Origin of the sequence: Maribellus sediminis (assembly GCF_011799805.1) — a bacterium.
Classification (GTDB): domain Bacteria; phylum Bacteroidota; class Bacteroidia; order Bacteroidales; family Prolixibacteraceae; genus Draconibacterium; species Draconibacterium sediminis_A.
The window spans coordinates 1,508,269-1,528,395 of the sequence record NZ_WXUB01000001.1 but is presented as its reverse complement, the minus strand read 5'-3'; the positions used below and the strand labels follow the sequence as shown (position 1 = coordinate 1,528,395).

Here is a 20,127-nt window from a genome sequence, read left to right as displayed (position 1 = left end):
TCATGTTGAAAATTGAAAAACATCCGATCTTTCTTATGGCTATTATTGCTTTGTTAATTCTTTTAAGTTCGTGCAACTCAGAATCAGAACCTCCCAAGCGCCCGAACATTATTTTTATTATGAGCGATGACCACGCTTATCAGGCCATTAGTGCTTATACCGACAAGCTCATAAAAACACCAAACATAGATAGGATAGCAGAGGAAGGAATGTTATTCACCAATGCTTGTGTTACCAACTCCATTTGTGCTCCTTCGAGAGCCACCATCCTCACAGGAAAGCACACGCACATTAACGGCAAGATCGATAACAACTTTCCTTTTGATACCACGAATATTACTTTTCCTCAACTACTCCACAATGCCGGTTACCAGACCGCCATGTTTGGCAAACTGCATTTTGGGAACAATCCAAAAGGTTTCGATGAATTTAAGATTCTGCCGGGGCAGGGCGACTATTATAATCCCCAGTTTATTACCAACAAGGGCGATACAACAATTATGGGTTATGTTACCGACATAATCACCGATTTGACAATTGATTGGCTTGATCACCGAAGAAAAGACGATCAGCCCTTCTTTTTAATGTATCTGCACAAAGCACCGCACCGCGAATGGATTCCTGCCGAGCGCCATTATCGTGAGTTTACAAAGAAAATTTTTCCCGAGCCTGTTACGCTTTTCGATGATTATGAAGGGAGAGGCACAGCAGCCAAAGAAGCAGAAATGAATCTACTTAAACACATGACGGTTTCGGCTGATAACAAGATCTATCCGGAAGTTGCAGATAAACTTGAAATAAAAGAACCCAGCGATTGGGGGAAACGGGTTTTCAATGAAAAATACAAGAGGCTGACCCCTGAGCAGAAAGAAAGCTGGGATGAGGTATATGGCCCCATTAATGAGGAATTTGCACAAATGTACCCAAGTATGGATGATTCGGCGTTTTTGCGTTGGAAATACCAGCGTTATATGCAAGATTACCTTGGATGTATCGCTGCAGTTGATGAAAATGTTGGTCGCCTGCTCGATCACCTGGAAGAATCCGGGCTGGATAAAAACACCATTATTGTTTATACTTCCGACCAGGGATTTTATTTGGGTGAACACGGCTGGTTTGATAAGCGCTTTATTTACAACGAATCGTTTAAAACTCCGCTTTTGGTAAAGTGGCCCGGGAAAATTAGTCCCGCTTCGGTTTCCGATGAAATGGTGCAGAACCTGGATTTTGCACAAACTTTTCTGGACGCAGCCGGTGTTGAACAGCCCGATGATATGCAGGGAGAAAGTCTGATGCCTTTATTGTTGGGCAATACAGCTGCCTGGACTCGAGATGCAGTTTACTACCAGTACTACGAATATCCGGGATTTCATATGGTGAAACGCCACTACGGAATTGTGACCAAAGAATACAAATTGGTGCACTTTTATTACGACATCGACGAATGGGAACTGTACGACCGCAAAAAAGATCCGTTGGAACTAAACAGCGTGTATAACGATCCGGCCTACACCGAAGTTGCTGCTACCATGAAACAGAAGCTTAAGGATATTCGCTTGAAGTACAAAGATTCTGATGAACTTGACCAGCATTTTATAGAGTTGTACAAAGAAAAAGGGCTGATTAAATAGCATTGGTTGCCTAAAAATATTCTATTTCAGAATTTGCTTGACAATTCTTTGTTAACATTAAAAGCTACTTTAAATAATTCACAATTGCTTTAATAGCTTGTTGTAGTGCTGTTAACTTTGGTAAAGCATTAAGAAAGTTATTAAAATTTCAAAAGGATTTTCGTAGCCTTTAAAGGCACCTGTTTTTGAAGCTTATTTAATGCAAACAAAAAAGAGTCGCAAGAAATTAACCTTGCAACTCTTTGATTTTTGAGTGAACCTGAAGGGACTCGAACCCCTAACCTCCTGATCCGTAGTCAGGTGCTCTATCCAATTAAGCTACAGGTCCGGAACGTGTTTGCTTTAAAAGCGGTGCAAATATAAAACTAATTTGTAAAAAACCGACAAAAATTACTTCAATTTAAGAATACTTTTCCATTTTGTCCTCAATGGTAACATCAGTGGTAAAGTTTACCTGCACTTTCAAATTCATCAGCATCCGCTCGGTTCCCGCATCTTTACAGGCTTCGTGGATGCTTTTCATCAAGCCGGGCAGGTCATCGAATGTGCATTCAACCACCGTTTCGAAAGGGCAAACCTGATACCTGAATCCCGATTTTTCGATAGCCACAATGGCTTCATCTACCAAAGTATATTTAATTTTACCTTCGGCTTCAGGCAAAACCTGAATGGCTACATTAATTTTATTCGCTGTCCAACTCATTATCTTCTTCGTTTTTTTTCTGGTGAATTATTTGAATAATCTCTCCTCTTGATAAAACCTTAACATTGGTAATTATCAAATCTTCCTGCAAAAATCCACCGTATTGGTTACATTCTGAAATCACATTCTGAAACACTGACTTAATATCGACCTGAAGCGGTAACATTACCAGCCCCGATGAAAAACCTTCCATAAAATCCATCGATTCGAAAACACCGTCGTGTTTCTTCAATTCAAAAACAAGTTCGTCTTTTAACAGTTTCTGCTGGCTTTCAGTCAGCAACTCTTCTCTATTTTCATTAATAAAAACCGTAAAATACCGTAGTTTCTTTCCTTTTCCGCCAAGGCCGGTTGAAATAAAAACCTGCTGCTCGTCGAGCAACGAACTTTGCATCAACATTCGGCTTTCCTGAAGCGCGAGTATTCCCCACTGCTTCAACGGTCCGTCCGATTCTTTAACAAATTTCTCGAGCGTACGATAAGCTTTCACATCGTCGTATACCGCAATTGCCGTTAAAATCTCCTTCTTCCTCTCCTCTCCTACAGACGCATCAAAAAGCTCCTCCCTGTTCTCGAAACACGCTTCAGCATTTTCTTTCCGGGTGGCCTCCTTCGTATATTCAAAATATTTCATTTGAACCTCGATATCGATCTGCTCTTCCAGAATGCTAAAGTTTTCGGGCAAATCCTCGAATGCTTTTTGTATGTTCTGGTAATATTTATCTTCCTCCATTCCTCAACTATCTTTGAACAAAAATAACCACTTGACCTTACTATGTAAAGAAGATTTTGAATTTATTTTAAATGAGTGAAAATTGAATATCTTTGTTCGCTTATTTTTATTTAATTTAAATATAGAAACAGAAGGCGAAGGGAAGCAGTGAAATTAAGCGAGGTTACACATAACGATCCGGTTATTATCACCAAAATTCTGGGCCATGGATCCTTCCGAAAAAGAATTTCAGAAATGGGATTCGTTCGGGGGAAAGAGGTGAGAGTAATCAAGAAAACTCCCTTTAATGGCCCAACTGAATTTAAGATACTGAACTACAACGTATCGCTACGGCAATCGGAGTGCGAAATGATTGAGGTGGTTCCTCTTGATGAATTCGAGATCAACTCGGGGAATAATTATGAAGGCACGATCGATCGGAACATTAATCTGATTAATCAGTCGGAGCGATCACGTACAATAAATATTGCACTTGTCGGAAATCCAAACTGTGGAAAGACCACCATTTTCAATGCTATTTCAGGTTCGAAAGAACGCGTTGGAAACTATAGCGGAGTAACTGTTGATATTCACAAAGCAACTTTTAAATCAAAAGGCTATACGTTTAATTTTTACGATCTGCCGGGAACTTACAGTTTGACGGCCTATTCAACCGAAGAGATTTACGTTAGAAAATTTATCTACGAGCAAACTCCCGACATCGTTATTAATGTGTTGGATTCGACCAACCTCGAACGCAGCCTGTTTCTGACAACGCAGCTGATCGACATGGATTTACGCACCGTTATCGCGCTTAATATGTTCGACGAACTGCAAAAAAATAAACTGGAACTGAATCAGGATGCACTGGCCAGCCTTGTCGGGATTCCGGTTGTACCTACCGTAAGCTCAAAAGGACAGGGAATTGATGCTTTAATTGATAAGGCCATCGACGTATTCGAAGGTAAAGACACCGTTTCGCGGCATGTGCACATCAATTACGGAAAGGATCTTGAAGAGGCGATCAAACTGATCCGTCAAAAAGTCAAAGAATTTAAGCCGATCACCGACAAAATATCTTCGCGTTTTATTGCCATTAAACTGCTCGAAAAAGACAAGCAGATACTTGAATTGCTCTCGAATTACCAAAATTTCGAGGACATTAAGGAGATCACCAATAAGGAGATAAGAAAAATTGAGCTGCTTGAAAACGAAGACAGCGAAACGGTAGTAACCAACGCCAAATACAGTTTTATAACCGGTGCACTAAAGGAAACTTACAACAATCCGGAAGAAGGGAAAAAAACCCGCTCGGAGAAGATCGATAGTGTGCTTACCCATAAGTATTTGGGTTTTCCTATTTTCACCGGCTTACTGTTCTTCATGTTCTGGACAACCTTTAAAGTGGGTGCCTACCCTATGGACTGGATTGATGCGGGTGTTGCCGCTCTCGGCGATTTTGTTGGTAAGGTTTTGCCCGAAGGCATGCTGAACGATTTGCTGGTTGACGGAATAATCAACGGGACGGGAAGTGTTCTGGTTTTTCTGCCCAACATTCTTATACTCTTCTTCTTTATTTCGCTGCTGGAAGGCTCGGGTTATATGGCACGTGCGGCTTTTATTATGGACACGATTATGCACCGTTTTGGCTTGCACGGACGTTCGTTTATTCCGATGATCATGGGATTTGGGTGCAATGTTCCGGCAATTTTAGCTACCCGATCCATGCGTAACAAGGGTGACCGGATACTGACCATGCTGATCATACCGTTTATGTCATGCAGTGCGCGTTTGCCCGTTTACATACTGATTATCTCAGCCTTTTTTGTAAAAAACCAGGCGTGGATTTTGATCGGCATATATGCAGTGGGAATAATTTTTGCCTTTCTTACGGCGCAAATCCTGAACAAAACAGTTTTCAAAAACAAGGAAACTCCATTTGTTATGGAGCTCCCCACTTATCGTTTACCCACGTTACGCAACGTGCTTTATCACATGTGGGATAAAACTCAGCATTATCTCAAGAAAATTGGTACTATTATTCTGCTTGGTGTGATTATTATCTGGGCATTGGAATATTTCCCGCGCGAAACAAAAAAATCGCCACAGTTTGCCGAACAGATCGCGCAAATTGAAAATAACAGAGAACTCAATGAGAACCACAAAGAAGAGCAGATCAATCAGGTAAAAACCGAACAGGAATCAGACCGACTGATTAATTCATACCTGGGAAGAATGGGGCGTGTTATTGAACCCGTGATGCGGCCGCTTGGTTTCGACTGGAAAATGAGTATCGCCTTGTTAGCCGGACTACCAGCCAAAGAAATTGTGGTAAGTACGATGGGAGTATTGTATCAATCAGAAAATGATGAAAATACAGTCAGTCTGCAGAAAAAACTGAACGACGAAGTGTTCGTTTCTGGTAAAAGAGTGGGAGAAAAGATATTTACAACACCTACTGCTTTGGCCTTCCTCATCTTTATTCTGATCTATTTCCCGTGTATCGGCGTGGTGGCTACCATAAAAAATGAATCGGGATCGTGGAAATGGGCTGCTTTTTCCGTACTTTATACTACTACACTGGCATGGGTTGCGGCATTTGTAGTTTTCAATATCGGTAATATGTTAGTATAATGATGATTCAGGAAATTATAACATACATGATTATTGGCGCAGCAGTAACGGTTACGGTAATGAAATTTGCCAAACGGTTCCGCCGTAAAAAACCTGCAAAGAAAGCTGTTTCAGGCAAGGCCGTTAGTCACCCGCATAACTGTTCTGATTGTTCGGCTGAATGCCAGCTTCGCGATTTGCCTCGAATGGTTATTGAAAAGAATGGAGCAGAATGTACCAAGGTGGAGCAGAAATCAAAGTTGCTTCAACCCTGAAATTATTGCTTCCGGATTTTCCGATTTAAATACAAAACTGCCTGCTACCAGCACATTTGCGCCTGCTTCGTACAGTTTCTTACCTGTTTCATAATTCACACCTCCGTCAACTTCAATCAAACAATCCGAACCTCGGTCGTCGATCAATTTGCGTAACTGACTTACTTTTTTGTAGGTGTTTTCGATAAATTCCTGACCGCCGAATCCCGGATTCACCGACATCAGCAGCACCATATCCAGGTCTTCGATTACATCCTGAAGGAACTCAACCGAAGTATGCGGATTCAAACAAACACTGGCCTTTACGCCAAACGATTTAATGTGCTGAACCGTGCGGTGCAAATGCTGACAAGCCTCGTAATGCACAGTTATGATTGATGCTCCTGCGTTTACAAAAGGTTCGATAAAATGATCGGGATTTACGATCATCAGATGCACATCGAGCGGCTTTGTTGCTATTTTGTTTACATGCTCAATTACGGGGATACCGAAAGAGATGTTGGGAACAAAAACACCGTCCATCACATCGAAATGAATATAATCCGCTTCACTTCTGTTGATCAGTTCAATGTCTTTTCCGAGGTTGTTAAAATCAGCTGATAGAATGGAGGGTGCCACCAATCGCTTCATTCGCATTGTTTTATTTCCCGAGGTACGATTTGAGTAATCGGTTACGGTATTGGTTTTTTAACTTCTTAATTGCTTTTTCTTTAATCTGACGAACACGCTCCCGGGTAAGGCCAAACTCATCGCCGATTTCTTCGAGCGTATGTTGCTGATAACCTTTCAATCCGAAATAATAACGAAGAATTTCAGCCTCACGATCGCCCAATGTTGCTAAAGATCGCTCAATTTCCTGACGCAAAGAGTTATCCATTAAATCTTCGTCGGGTTTTGGCGAATCTTCGTTCATCATCACATCGTACATATTGTTGGCTTCTTCTTCGCGCAAAGGAGCATCCATTGATATATGTACATTTGAGGAATTCATTGAGTCTTCAATCAGATCAGGTCGTATATCCATTAGTTCAGCAAGTTCCTCAACGGTAGGTTCACGCTGGAATTCCTGTTCAAGTTTATTAAACGCCTTGTTAATTTTGTTGATCGAACCTATTTTATTGAGTGGTAAACGGACAATTCGAGCCTGTTCTGCCAGAGCCTGCAAAATAGATTGGCGAATCCACCAAACGGCGTATGAAATAAACTTGAAGCCACGCGTTTCGTCGAAACGTTCGGCTGCTTTGATTAATCCCAGGTTACCTTCGTTGATCAGATCGGGTAGACTAAGCCCTTGATTCTGGTATTGCTTGGAAACCGAAACAACAAATCTCAAATTCGCTTTGATCAGTGTTTCCAGTGCTTCCCGGTCTCCCTTTTTAATGCGTTTGGCCAGTTCAACTTCCTTCTCCGCTGACAACAACTCTACCTTCCCGATTTCATGCAGGTACTTATCCAGCGAGAGGGTATCGCGGTTCGTTACCTGCTTGGTAATTTTCAGTTGTCTCATAATTTGATTTCGTTAACATTTAGGTCGAGTTTTGACAAACTCTTCTATTACAAATGTAATATACTATTTCAATTTTTAGCTGAATGTCACTGTTTATAATTCTAATTTAAAAACCGACGAAGACCTTATTTGTTCATTTTCAAAAAAATACAAACTACTCCAATAAATAATTCATAAAGTCTTCGTATTGTTTATTCAGTTTAATCGATTGCTTCTCTCCTTTCATAAAAGCAGCCAGTTTATCCGGTAGTTCTACTTTTCCTTTTCCAATCACATCTTCCACTGTTTCAGTGAATTTAGCCGGATGTGCAGTTTCCAAAAATACGCCCAGCTGGTTTCCTTCGAGGTATTCAACCAGCGACTGATAGCCGCAAGCTCCATGAGGATCACAGAGATAACTTGTTTCGTGATAAACCTCAAGAATCACTTTTCGAATGGTTTCGTCGGAATACCTGAAACCTTTTATTTTTTCGGAAATCCGCTGATGCGAATGGTCGTATAAATCCAAAATACGGGCAAAATTGCTGGGCGCTCCAACATCCATGGCATTGGCAATGGTTTCCACTGAAGGCCTCGGATTGTATTTCCCCGTTTCGAGGTATTCAAAAACCACATCGTTAGCATTATTGGCAGCAATGAACTGTTTAACAGGCAATCCCATTTCAGCAGCAATCAAACCGGCTGTCAAGTTTCCAAAGTTGCCACTGGGCACCGAAACAACCAGTTCTTTCCCTTCCAGCACACCACTTTCTTTTAGGCATGCATAGGCATTGAAATAATAAAAAGCCTGCGGAAGAAAACGTGCAACATTGATTGAATTTGCCGATGTCAGAATCACTTTTTCATTCAGTTCCTTATCCAAAAAGGCGGTCTTTACCAGGTGCTGACAATCATCGAATGTTCCTTCTACTTCCAATGCAGTGATATTCTGCCCCAGCGTGGTAAACTGCGCTTCCTGAATTTTGCTCACTTTTCCTTTCGGATAGAGGACATGAACATGAATACCTTCAACTCCTAAAAATCCATTTGCAACTGCACTTCCGGTATCGCCTGAAGTTGCCACCAAAACATTTACAAGCTGCTCCTTTTTCTCGAGGAAATAATTGAGCAGACGCGCCATAAAACGTGCCCCAACATCTTTAAAAGCCAGCGTTGGTCCGTGAAACAACTCAAGGGAATAAATTTTATCGGTGACCTTAACCACCGGGCAATCGAATTGAAGCGTATCGTAAACAATCTCTTTTAAATGCTCGTGCTCCACATCTTCTCCGAAGAACCTTAAAGCAACTTCAAAGGCAATTTCCTGAAATGAAAGCTGATCAATCGTTTCGAAGAACTCCGGCTCGAATTTTTCAATCCGTTCGGGCATAAACAAACCGTTATCGGCTGCCAGACCCTTTACCACAGCTTCTTTCAACGAAACTTCCGGGGTATTTTTATTGGTACTATAGTATCTCATAACAGTGTTCAAATCTATCGTATAGTTGGCACAATTCAGCCGATCGCCATCTTTAAAACATGACAAATATCATTAATTTAATTTGTGCATTCAAAAATCAGGTTATCGCTGTCCCAGAAATTCACGAATAAACTCGTCGCCTTCGAGTAAGCCCAAAACGCCTTTCCTGGGATCGAATTCATCGTATACCTGTACGCCGTCAGCCGGGTTACCTGGTTTGTAAATCGAAAACGGAACGGGTTCACGAGTGTGCGTTTTTAAAGCACAAGGTGTTGGATGATCGGGCAAGATGGCGATCGCCACTTCTTCCTCCATTTTTGCTGTTTCTTCGAGGATGTATTTTACTACACGCCCGTCGAGGTATTCAATGGTTTTTGTTTTTAGTTCCACATCACCTTCATGTCCGGCCTCATCACTGGCTTCAATATGCAGGTAAACCAGGTCGTGGTCTTTTAAAGCATCAACAGCAGCCTTTGCTTTTCCTTCGTAATTGGTATCGTAAAGTCCGGTTGCTCCTTCAACCTTGATCACATCCATTCCGGCATAAACTCCAATCCCCTGAATGAGATCAACTGCTGAAATTACGGCCGATTTCTCGATACCGAACATTTCTTTTAACGTAGGCATGGCCGGTTTATATCCCGGCGACCACGGCCAGATACTGTTGGCCGGATCTTTTCCTGCCTCTTTTCTTTTCAAGTTGATCGGGTGATCTTTTAAAAGCTCCTGTGATTTCATGATCAGCTCAGTAACCAGGTCGCAGGTTGCTTGCGCCTCAGGTGATTTTGATTCAGGCATCACATCGCGAAAAGGTGTGCCGGGGACATCATGCGGCGGCGTACAGGCAAAATCTTTAATTCCGCCTTTTATCACCAGCAAATGCCGGTAGGAAACTCCGGGGTAAAATTTCACATTGTCGTTTCCCAGTTTTTCGTCCAAAAAACGAATGATAACCTCCGCTTCTTCACTGGAAATATGGCCTGCTGAATGGTTTTTAAGAATATCTCCTTCAACACAAATCAGATTACAACGCATTCCAAGATCGCCTGGTTCGAGTTCGACTCCTATGCTGGCAGCTTCTATTACTCCCCTGCCCTCGAAAACCTTCTCTACATCGTAACCCAACACAGCCATATTGGCAATTTCGCTTCCCGGATGCATGGTTTCGGGAACGGTCTTCAACATCCCCGACTGTCCATGTTTTGCCAACCAGTCGATGTGCGGCTTATTCGCCATTTGAAGCGGTGTTTTGTTGCCGTATGCAGCCAAAGGCTCATCCGACATTCCATCACCCAATATTATTATATACTTCATGATCTTCGATTTAAATGTTTGACACTTTGATCAAATCCGCAAATACACCGGCTGCAGTAACCGATGCACCCGCCCCGTATCCTTTGATCAGCATCGGGAACTCATCGTAACGTTCGGTGGTGTACATTACCAGGTTGTTACTTCCTTCGAGGTCGTAAAACGGATGTGTCGCATCCACTTCTTCCAATCCCGCAGAAGCTTTCCCATCTTCGAAACGGGCAACAAAACGCCATTTTTTATTTCCGGCTTCCAGCACTTTTCTTCGTTCTTCGAATTCTGCGTCCAAAGCAGGAATGCCCTTCCAGAACTCGTCCAACGTGCCTTCAAATAACGAATCGGGAACAAAGCGTTCGATTTGGATATCTTCCATTTCAATAACATAACCTGATTCGCGTGCAAGTATTAATATTTTACGCGCAACATCAACGCCACTCAAATCAATTCTTGGATCGGGCTCTGAGTACCCCACATCCTTCGCCATTTTTATGGTTTGGCTAAATGGTATCGTTTCAGAAATGGTATTAAAAATATAATTCAGGGTTCCCGAGAGTACTGCTTCAATTTTTAGAATCTTGTCGCCTGAATTAACCAGGTCGTTCAAGGTATTGATGATCGGAAGTCCAGCTCCAACATTTGTTTCGAACAGGAACTTCACACCTTTTTGCTTCGCAATTTTTTTCAACTCAGCATAATTGGAATAAGCCGATGATGCGGCTACTTTATTGGCAGTAACCACCGAGATATTGGCACGCAGAATTTGTTTGTACAAATCGGCCACATCATCAGAAGCCGTACAGTCGACAAAAACCGAGTTGAAAATATTCATTTCCACCATTTCATCGACAAAAGCCTGTAATCCGGAAGTCTTGTCCGAATTATCAAGCTGCTCGTGGAAATCGGCAATGTCAATTCCTTCGCGGTTAAAAACCATTTTTCTGGAATTAGCTACGCCAGTTAATTTTACACGCAGGTGCTTCTCTTTCAGCAAGCGCTCCTGCTGCTGCTGCAACTGTTGCAGGAGGTTGCCACCAACTGTTCCAATTCCCATCAGAAAAACGTTGATCTCCACAAATTCCGACAAAAAGAAGGATTCGTGAACCACGTTAAGCGTCTTCCGAAGTTCATCGTTTTTTACTACCCACGAAATATTCAACTCCGAAGCTCCCTGGGCAATAGCAATAATGTTCACCCCGCTTTTCCCGATGGTGGAGAAAAGTTTTCCGGCAATACCGGTGGTATGTTTCATATTTTCGCCTACGATGGCCACAACCGACACATTGCTGTCGAGTTCAATTTTATTGACTTGTCCGTTGGCAATTTCCTTTTCAAATTCTTCACGAATAGCTGTTTCCGCTTTTTCAATGGCCTTTTCTTCAATGGCAATACTAATGGAGTTTTCGGAAGAAGCCTGCGAAATCAAAATAACATTCACATTTACACTTGCCAGTGCGGTAAACAATCGCATGGAAATACCCGTAACTCCCACCATACCAATCCCCTGCATGGTCAACAGAGTAATGCCTGAAATAGATGAAATCCCTTTGATAGGCCGGTCGAATCCGTTTTTAACTCCCTTCACGATTTTTGTTCCCGGATTTTCGGGTTCAAAAGTATTTTTGATGAGAATAGGAATTCCCTTTTTATAGACGGGCAAAATTGTTGGCGGATAAATCACCTTGGCACCAAAATGCGATAATTCCATCGCCTCCGAATAGGTCAGTTCCGGAATGGTGTATGCTTTTCTGATCACTCGTGGATCGGCAGTCATAAAACCATTCACATCCGTCCAGATTTCCAGTATTTCGGCATCGAGTGCTGCTGCGATAATGGCGGCAGTAAAATCTGATCCGCCACGGCCCAGCGTTGTAAATTCGCCTTTGTTGTTTTTTGAAATAAATCCGGGAACCACTGCCATTCCGCTAAAACCGGAAAAGGCATCACGGATTTGTTGATCGGTAATTTCGAAATCAACTGAAGCTTTTCCAAAATTACTATCGGTTCGTATAAATTTTGAAGAGTCCTTTCTTTCGGCCCCAATAAATTGAGCCACAATATGCGACGAGATCCGCTCTCCAATTCCGGCAATACGGTCGAGTGTTTTTGCAGTTAATTCCCCAACAAGTGTTATCCCTGTAAGAATCTGCTCCAGTTCATCGAGCAAATCTGCTACAATTTCATTTATCGCTCCCGAACCATTAAAAAGCTCATGAAGTGTTTCGTCGTGTTTGGTTCTGATTTCCGTAAGTTCAGTATGAAAGTCACCTGTACCCGTGGCAGCATTGTTCGCTGCCGTCAGTATTTTATCGGTTATTCCGCCTAATGCGGAAACTACTACTATCACATCGCCCTTTTCTCCAAGAACGATCTCCTTAACTCGTTTGATGTTTGCGGCAGAACCTACGGATGTTCCGCCAAATTTCAACACTTTCATCTGATTATAATTAATATCTTTTGGCATCAGATGTAATTCGCTTGTTTGTTATTAAAAATTGCGAAATCCTTCGGATGCTCATTTCATACTTAGTTAATTAGGAATCCCGGATCGGAATTTTTGCTGTTTCACAGTTTGGTTATAAAAAAACCGGATGAATCGACAGAAACAATTCACCCGGTATATTCTGTCTATGTTTTTTCTCTTAAACGGTCGTAACGGTTCCTGTTATGGTTTCAACTATTTTAGTTTCGAGTTCGTGGGCCAGTTCAGGATTATCAATAATAAGGTTACGAACGGTTTCACGTCCCTGTCCGAGTTTGGTTTCGCCATAGCTAAACCACGATCCGCTTTTTTTGATAATGTTCAACTCAACACCCAAATCGATGATCTCGCCCGACTTGGAAATTCCTTCGCCGTACATAATATCGAATTCAGCTTTACGGAATGGCGGAGCAACTTTGTTCTTCACCACTTTTACACGAACATGGTTTCCGTTTACTTCTTCGCCATCTTTAATCTGACCAATGCGACGGATATCCAAACGAACAGAAGCGTAAAATTTCAGCGCGTTACCACCGGTTGTTGTTTCCGGGTTTCCAAACATTACCCCAATTTTCTCGCGCAACTGGTTAATGAAAATACAGCAGGTTTTTGTTTTGTTGATGTTGGCTGTAAGTTTACGCAGCGCCTGCGACATCAAACGTGCCTGCAATCCCATCTTCGAGTCGCCCATCTCGCCTTCCAGTTCGGCTTTTGGAGTTAAGGCTGCAACCGAGTCGATCACAACAATATCGAGTGCTCCCGAACGAATCAGGTTATCTGCAATTTCCAGCGCCTGTTCACCATTGTCGGGCTGCGAAATCAAGAGTTCGTCGATATTTACGCCGAGTTTTTTGGCGTAATACGGATCGAAAGCATGCTCGGCATCGATAATGGCAGCAATGCCACCGGCTTTCTGAGCCTCGGCAATCGCGTGAATGGCCAGCGTGGTTTTACCCGACGATTCAGGGCCATAAATCTCAATAACCCTTCCTTTTGGGAAACCGCCAACACCTAACGCAATATCAAGTGCTATCGATCCTGATGATATGGCCGGTACTGTTTCATCGCCCTGGTCGCCCATTCGCATGATAGAACCTTTTCCATAACTTTTTTCAATTTTATCCATCGTAAGCTGAAGCGCTTTCAGCTTTTCCTTATTCATTTCTGATTTTTCTTCTTTGGTCATTTAAGATTAGCTTATAATTTTAATGCTTCTATTATCTGGTTGCTGTGATCCTTAGTGTCAACTTTCTCAAAAATTTCGCTGATAACACCATTTTCGTCAATCACAAACGTTTTTCGTAACACTCCCATGTACTCTTTCCCATACATTTTCTTTAATCCCCATGCACCGTAAGCCTCCAGAATTTCGTGTTCAGTGTCCGAGATCAAATTGAAACGAAAACCAAATTTAGCAATAAAATTCTGATGTGACTTCTGACTATCAGGACTAACTCCAACAACATCAAAACCTTTTTGAAGCCAGGCTTCGTAATTATCGTTCAGGTTGCACGATTCAGCAGTACATCCCGGAGTATTGTCTTTGGGATAAAAATACAGGATAAGTTTTTTCCCGGCGTAATCTTTCAGGCTTATTTTTTCTCCATTTTGGTTTACTCCCTCAAACACGGGTGCTTTGTCTCCAACTTTTAAGCTTGTCATTTTTTTGAGTTATTACGTTCTACAAATATAAGTTATTAAATGCTATTTCTCCTGCGCGTCTTCCACTTCTTCGTATTCAATTCAGACTAAATTAACTACTTCGCAAAAAGCAAGATGTCAATTATGCCAATCTGTTTTCTACTTCTACGCAACTCACTTTTTCAACTAAAATTTTAAGATACCTCGTCTGTAACCCGGGATCAGTTCGACTAAATTATTTAAGCATACAAAATCAAAGTCTCACTGATTTAAATTCACAAAACACAGTTTTTTGTTAAATTTACATATCAGAAACTGAATTTGATTTTTGATGAATTATAAAAGAACGCGCGTACTTGTAACAATAAGCTTTGTTTTAATGTTTGCTTCGATTTCGATTTTTGCAAACGAACAGGATAACACTTTGGTGAAGGCCATAAAATTGTTCGATCAGCAGCAATACAAAGAGGCAGAAATACTGCTGAAAGAATTACTCGACAAGAATCCCGATCACCTGATGGTGAACTATTTTTATGGTGCCTGCCGAACAGAGAACCAACAATACGGGCAAAAAGAGATTACATATTTACTAAAAGGGAGCACGGGTGAGTCGCCCTTAAAAACCGACTATTATCTTGGCATTCAGTACCAGGCTCAAAACCGTTGGGAAGATGCCATCCGGCATTACAAAATATTTCAAAACCAAGTAAGTGAAGACGAGCAGGCTGATCTAAATCTGCCGGAAAAAATAAGGCAATGCGAAGAACACATTAATCCGTACACCCCTTATGTAGAAGAAGAAACGGTAATCGCGCCGCTTCCGCGCCCTGAAGAAGAGCAAGCTAAAATTGATGAAAGTGCAAGCATAAGAGCGGGAATTGTTTATGCTGAAGCAGGAAACGAATCCACTTTAGTTGATTCTCTGGCGTTCGACTCCATTACTACTGATTCTATTGTTCAAACTGACGTGATTGAAGAAACAATACCGGAAAAAGCTAAACTTGAACGAATTGATTTTACCATCAACGGAGAAATGACATACATCGACACTTCGAATTTTCAAACCGATGAAGGATTAAACAATTATCTGAAATGGGAAAAATCAGCTTCCAAACTGGATTCGTTAAAAGCCTTGATGGACAGCTGGAGAACATCGTATGCCAAAGCAAATACAACCGCACAACGCGATCAGCTGGGCAATAAGATAATTGCGGGCGAAAGCGAGTTGTTTTCCCTTCAAAAAGAAACCAGGGAATTCAATACGCTTGCCATTAAAGCAGAAGATGATTACTGGAGTGCTCAATCAGAATCCGACCGAATTGCCTTTTCAAAACAGCTGCAGGAACTGGCCAGATCATATTCCAAACCAGAGCAACGAGCAGAAGAACCAATTGATACTACTTTAATTATCCCGCAGGAAGTGGCACAAACTATTCCGGTTGCAACACCTGCAAACGAAGAAAATAACCAGGAAGGGCTTGTTTATAAAATTCAGATAGGCGCATACAGCCGGGGCTTGCCCGCTTATGTGAAAAAACTTTTCGACAAACTTTCGTATATCCGTAAAATTGAGAACTATACCGACGATCGCGGTGTTGTAGTGTACACTACCGGAAACCTGACCAATTATGAAGATGCCGTAAAAATGCAAAACCAGGTGCGGCAGGAAGGAATAGAAGATGCATTTGTTGTACCGTATTTTAACGGAAAAAGAATAACTTTGAATGAGGCTAAAAAACTGGAACAGGAAAAATGACGATTAAAGAACCTAAAAATATACCTTCTAAGGATTCCAACGAAAAGGTAAAGGAGGAGAATTTCCTGACGTTGCATAACGACGATGTGCACACATTTGATTATGTGATTGATGCATTGATCGAAATTTGCGAACACAATTTCGAGCAAGCTACACAATGCACATACCTGGTTCATTACAAGGGAAAATGCGACGTAAAGAAAGGCAGTTTTACCGAACTGAAACCACTTAAAGACGCCTTGTTAGACAGAGAACTAAATGCTACAATAGACTAATAAACCATGTCGATATTTGCCATAATATTGCTCATCCTCCTTGGGCTTGTGCTTTTACTCATTGAATTTGCGGTAATACCGGGAGTAACAATAGCAGGAATTGGAGGCTTTTTACTTCTGATTGCAAGTGTTTACATTGCTTTCACAGAGCTTGGAAACACCGCCGGATTTATCACCTTATTAATAGTGCTAATTGTTGCACCGGCAATGATCTATTATTTTTTTAAGTCGAGAGCGGGGAAAAAGATGATTCTTGAAAAAAACATCGAAGGAAAGATTGAACTCATCGACAGCCAAAAGATTGTTGTTGGCGATACCGGAAAAACAATTGGAAGACTTGCCCCGATGGGGAAAGTAAGAGTTAACGGAGAAGTTGTGGAAGCACAGTCAACCGGTGCATTTATCGATCACAATACAGAAATAAAGGTATTGAAGATCGTTTCCAATAAAATAATCGTTGAACCAATAAATAAAAAATAAAATGATTGAAACAGTAGGTACCTGGGGATTAATAATAGGTGTAATCGTATTATTATTTATTATCCTCTACTTTATTCCGATCGGTTTATGGTTTTCGGCCCTGGTTTCGGGCGTTCGAATTTCACTGATCCAGTTATTCCTGATGCGTTTTCGTAAAGTTCCACCCGGAATTATCGTACGTGCACTCATTGAAGGAACCAAAGCTGATGTTCCCTTAAGTCGCGATGCACTTGAAGCTCACTATTTGGCCGGCGGACACGTTGCCAAAGTTGTTCACGCACTCGTGTCAGCAGCAAAGGCCAATATCGAACTACCTTTTAATATGGCCACAGCTATCGACCTTGCAGGGCGCGATGTATTTGAAGCTGTTCAGATGTCGGTAAATCCGAAAGTAATTAATACACCACCGGTTACCGCCGTTTCAAAAGACGGAATTCAGCTGATTGCTAAAGCGCGGGTGACCGTTCGTGCCAACATTAAACAATTGGTGGGTGGCGCCGGCGAAGAAACTGTACTTGCGCGTGTCGGCGAAGGTATTGTATCTTCCATTGGATCTTCACATTCACACAAAGCGGTACTTGAAAATCCCGATTTTATTTCTAGAGTAGTACTCGATAAAGGGTTGGACGCAGGAACCGCATTTGAAATACTATCGATTGATATTGCAGATATCGATATCGGTAAAAACATTGGAGCTGTACTGCAAATGGACCAGGCTGAAGCCGATAAAAACATTGCACAGGCAAAAGCAGAAGAACGCAGAGCCATGGCTATTGCGTTGGAGCAGGAAATGAAAGCGAAAGCTCAGGAAGCACGTGCCAAAGTAATTGAGGCCGAAGTTCAGGTGCCGCTCGCCATTTCAGAGGCATTCCGTTCGGGGAACCTGGGAATAATGGATTACATGAAGTACAAAAACATTATGGCCGACACTTCAATGCGAGATGCCATTGCCGGTGACGAGCCCAAGAGCAAAGAGTAAAACCTAATTACTGTTCAAAATACTAAAAGCCCATCTTCAGCCGACGATGGGCTTTCTTTTAGTTATGTTCATCGCAATTAACATTCACTTAAAAAATGGTGTAAAAAATACACTTTTCCGATTTCGATGCGATCTTTTCATGTTTTTCAGCATATCTTTGACGCATAGTTTTAGTTCATAGGTTTAGGTTTGATTAGTTTTATTGGTTTAGTTAGATGAAAAGGATGGGTATTGACCCGTCCTTTTTTTATTTCTGAATCGCATATTCTACCGCTAATTACAAATCGAAATATTTTCACACAATAAATAGCATATTGCAATCATATGTATAATTTTGTCCTCATTCATCAATTTTTTCTAATCTTCATAGACAAATTGAATAAATAAAATAATATTTTTTAACATTGTGTTAACCTTACAGTAAGTAATTTGACTTACATTTGTAGCATAGTTTTAGTTCATAAGTTTAGGTTTGATTAGTTTTATTGGTTTAGTTAGATGAAAAGGATGGGTGTTGACCTGTCCTTTTTTTATTTTGACCAGCTGCCCCTTCCTTCAAACGCTGAATATGTCATACAAAGTTATTTTCATTATTAAAGTCACAAAAAGCGCAATAGAGGAGCTCTAATGCTCATAGATTTATTATATGCTGTAAAACATATTTTTTAACATTAGGTTAACCTACCGTACGAATTTTCCACCTACATTTGCAGTATAGTTTTAGTTCATAAGTTTAGGTTTGATTAGTTTTATTGGTTTAGTTAGACGAAAAGGATGGGTGTTGACCCGTCCTTTTTTTATTTTCGACTCGCAAACTTTCTCCCAACAAATACCAAAGATGTCATACAAAGTAATTGCAACACAACACTTCATTAAAAGCACAATAGACAAGCTCGAATAGCCATAGATTAATTATATGTTATAAAACACATTTTTTAACATTAGGTTAACCTAGAAAGCAAAATTTCAGCCTACATTTGTAGCATAGTTTTAGTTCATAAGTTTAGGTTTGATTAGTTTTATTGGTTTAGTTAGATGAAAAGGATGGGTGTTGACCCGTCCTTTTTTTATTTCCAATATCTGCAGCAAAATACAATCCGGGGCTTCTAATATTTCTGAAGTAATTTCAATAATTTCGTATCCAGTTTGTACCCGTACCAATCTTCGTATTCCACATCTTTTCTACCAGAATTCAATATGTCGAAAGTTCCTTTGAATTCCCAAAGTCCCCAGCCAATATTGTGTTCTGTTAATACGCTTAGTACATCCTCGAACCAGGCCAGAAAAACTTCGTGCGGCGTTTCCTGCCAGCAACCGAACTCTCCGCAATGCACCCCCACTCCATTTCTTAAGGCTTCAATCCATGGACGATAAAATGTTTCTAAACTTTTTCTGTCGAAATATTTACCGTCAATAGTACCCGGCCACACCACTTCAGGGGCATCATCAGGATTTTCAAATACCCAGGGAGCGCGATAGTGAGAAATATAGTGCGGAAAATATCCACGGCAACTTTGTCCAACATTTAAACCGAACAGTTCAGGGATAACTTCACCTCCACCGTTATTGCCGTCAGCAACAACTAAGCGATCGGGATTATAGTTGTGAATTCTCTCCAAACAATTTACAACAACCTCACGATACAGTTCCCCCGGAATCGGACCACGTTTTGAAAACTGGTCATTCATATCTTCACGTGTACATGGCTCATTAACCAAATCAAAACTTATTTGATCGCGTGTTCTGGATGCAAAACGTTTTGCCCACATTTCCCAATGGGCATAAAAAGCATCTTTTGCTGCCTGATCTTCCCATAAATTATAAGGTTCGTGAAAACCTGCATTTATACAAAATCCAGGAGCACGGTGTAAATCAAAACTAACATGAATATTATATTTATTGGCCCGATCAACGAGCGCTTCAACGTCGTCCATTACTTTATCATCAAAATTCAAAACATCCTCCGGGGTGATCTTTTTCGAAGGATCAAATTTCACATAGCGTGGATATGCCATCGGAATTCGTACAAAATCGAATCCCCAATCGGCCATCCACTTTAAGTCTTCGTCGGTAGTTTTACCACGACTGGTATCGTTTTTATCGGGAGAAAAGTAATCGAGCAGGTTAAATCCTCTCCAACGCGGAAGCTTGTTCTCTATTTTTGATTGTGCAAAAAGTTTAGAGCTCGGGCCTGCTAATCCGATGGCACCAACGGTGAGCCCGGTATTTTTCAAAAAGGTTCTTCTTTCCATAATCAGGTTTAGTTGAATTTTCATAAAGATAAATTATGAAAATACTTTCGCCAA

Annotated in this window: 17 protein-coding genes and 1 tRNA gene; 7 read left to right on the top strand and 11 right to left on the bottom strand. The window is 41.2% G+C overall.

Annotated features, from left to right (window positions below; all coding sequences use genetic code 11):
• The first annotated feature begins 2 nt into the window (after nt 1-2).
• Nucleotides 3-1,631, top strand: a complete 1,629-nt coding sequence (locus HFD85_RS05935; protein ID WP_167606130.1) for a sulfatase family protein — start codon at nt 3-5, stop codon at nt 1,629-1,631.
• Nucleotides 1,632-1,885: 254 nt separating this feature from the next.
• Here HFD85_RS05935 and HFD85_RS05930 read toward each other — a convergent pair.
• The 3 genes from HFD85_RS05930 to HFD85_RS05920 all read right to left on the bottom strand — a co-directional run bounded on the left by HFD85_RS05930 (nt 1,886) and on the right by HFD85_RS05920 (nt 3,067).
• Nucleotides 1,886-1,959: transfer RNA gene (locus HFD85_RS05930), tRNA-Arg, on the bottom strand.
• Nucleotides 1,960-2,031: 72 nt separating this feature from the next.
• Nucleotides 2,032-2,334, bottom strand: coding sequence for a thiamine-binding protein (locus HFD85_RS05925; protein ID WP_167606127.1), 303 nt, complete (start codon nt 2,332-2,334; stop codon nt 2,032-2,034).
• A complete protein-coding gene (locus HFD85_RS05920) occupies nt 2,315-3,067 on the bottom strand; it encodes a hypothetical protein (protein WP_167606125.1) in 753 nt (250 codons plus the stop codon). The genes HFD85_RS05925 and HFD85_RS05920 overlap by 20 nt, the downstream gene beginning before the upstream one ends.
• Nucleotides 3,068-3,214: 147 nt before the next feature.
• On the opposite strand from HFD85_RS05920, the gene feoB reads away from it, so the two are divergent.
• Together feoB and HFD85_RS05910 are read left to right on the top strand one after the other, a co-directional pair.
• On the top strand, nt 3,215-5,680 hold the full coding sequence (feoB, locus tag HFD85_RS05915; protein WP_167606122.1) for a ferrous iron transport protein B: 2,466 nt from the start codon (nt 3,215-3,217) through the stop codon (nt 5,678-5,680).
• Entirely contained in the window at nt 5,680-5,934 is a 255-nt protein-coding gene (locus HFD85_RS05910) for a hypothetical protein (protein WP_167606119.1), read from the top strand. The genes feoB and HFD85_RS05910 overlap by 1 nt, the downstream gene beginning before the upstream one ends.
• On the opposite strand, the gene rpe is transcribed toward HFD85_RS05910, so the two are convergent.
• From rpe to bcp, 7 genes are all read right to left on the bottom strand, one after another.
• Nucleotides 5,914-6,564 carry a ribulose-phosphate 3-epimerase gene (gene rpe, locus HFD85_RS05905; protein WP_167606117.1) on the bottom strand — a complete coding sequence of 217 codons (651 nt, stop codon included), beginning with the start codon at nt 6,562-6,564 and terminating at the stop codon, nt 5,914-5,916. The two genes, HFD85_RS05910 and rpe, sit on opposite strands and share 21 nt — an antisense overlap.
• A gap of 10 nt (nt 6,565-6,574) precedes the next feature.
• Entirely contained in the window at nt 6,575-7,441 is an 867-nt protein-coding gene (locus HFD85_RS05900) for a sigma-70 family RNA polymerase sigma factor (protein ID WP_167606114.1), read from the bottom strand.
• A 154-nt stretch (nt 7,442-7,595) separates the two neighbouring features.
• Nucleotides 7,596-8,900 (bottom strand): threonine synthase, encoded by a 1,305-nt coding sequence (gene thrC / locus HFD85_RS05895; RefSeq protein WP_167606111.1) that lies wholly within the window; start codon nt 8,898-8,900, stop codon nt 7,596-7,598.
• A gap of 102 nt (nt 8,901-9,002) precedes the next feature.
• Nucleotides 9,003-10,214, bottom strand: coding sequence for a cofactor-independent phosphoglycerate mutase (locus HFD85_RS05890; RefSeq protein WP_167606108.1), 1,212 nt, complete (start codon nt 10,212-10,214; stop codon nt 9,003-9,005).
• A 10-nt stretch (nt 10,215-10,224) separates the two neighbouring features.
• A complete protein-coding gene (gene thrA, locus HFD85_RS05885) occupies nt 10,225-12,645 on the bottom strand; it encodes a bifunctional aspartate kinase/homoserine dehydrogenase I (protein ID WP_167606105.1) in 2,421 nt (806 codons plus the stop codon).
• A gap of 205 nt (nt 12,646-12,850) precedes the next feature.
• Entirely contained in the window at nt 12,851-13,876 is a 1,026-nt protein-coding gene (gene recA, locus HFD85_RS05880) for a recombinase RecA (protein WP_167606103.1), read from the bottom strand.
• Nucleotides 13,877-13,887: 11 nt separating this feature from the next.
• On the bottom strand, nt 13,888-14,352 hold the full coding sequence (gene bcp, locus HFD85_RS05875) for a thioredoxin-dependent thiol peroxidase (RefSeq protein WP_167606100.1): 465 nt from the start codon (nt 14,350-14,352) through the stop codon (nt 13,888-13,890).
• Between the two features lie 310 nt (nt 14,353-14,662).
• Here bcp and HFD85_RS05870 point away from each other — a divergent pair, with 310 nt between their 5' ends.
• The 4 genes from HFD85_RS05870 to floA are packed head-to-tail and all read left to right on the top strand — an operon-like array spanning nt 14,663 to nt 17,821.
• Nucleotides 14,663-16,087 carry an SPOR domain-containing protein gene (locus HFD85_RS05870; protein WP_167606098.1) on the top strand — a complete coding sequence of 475 codons (1,425 nt, stop codon included), beginning with the start codon at nt 14,663-14,665 and terminating at the stop codon, nt 16,085-16,087.
• Complete coding sequence (locus tag HFD85_RS05865; RefSeq protein WP_167606095.1) at nt 16,084-16,362, top strand: ATP-dependent Clp protease adaptor ClpS; 279 nt, start codon at nt 16,084-16,086, stop codon at nt 16,360-16,362. The genes HFD85_RS05870 and HFD85_RS05865 overlap by 4 nt, the downstream gene beginning before the upstream one ends.
• Before the next feature lie 6 nt (nt 16,363-16,368).
• A complete protein-coding gene (locus HFD85_RS05860; protein WP_167606093.1) occupies nt 16,369-16,842 on the top strand; it encodes an NfeD family protein in 474 nt (157 codons plus the stop codon).
• A gap of 1 nt (nt 16,843) precedes the next feature.
• Nucleotides 16,844-17,821 (top strand): flotillin-like protein FloA, encoded by a 978-nt coding sequence (gene floA, locus HFD85_RS05855; protein WP_167606090.1) that lies wholly within the window; start codon nt 16,844-16,846, stop codon nt 17,819-17,821.
• A 1,106-nt stretch (nt 17,822-18,927) separates the two neighbouring features.
• On the opposite strand, the gene HFD85_RS05850 is transcribed toward floA, so the two are convergent.
• Nucleotides 18,928-20,097: a glycoside hydrolase family 5 protein gene (locus HFD85_RS05850; protein WP_206081866.1), complete on the bottom strand. Its 1,170-nt coding sequence runs from the start codon at nt 20,095-20,097 to the stop codon at nt 18,928-18,930.
• Nucleotides 20,098-20,127: the final 30 nt, after the last annotated feature.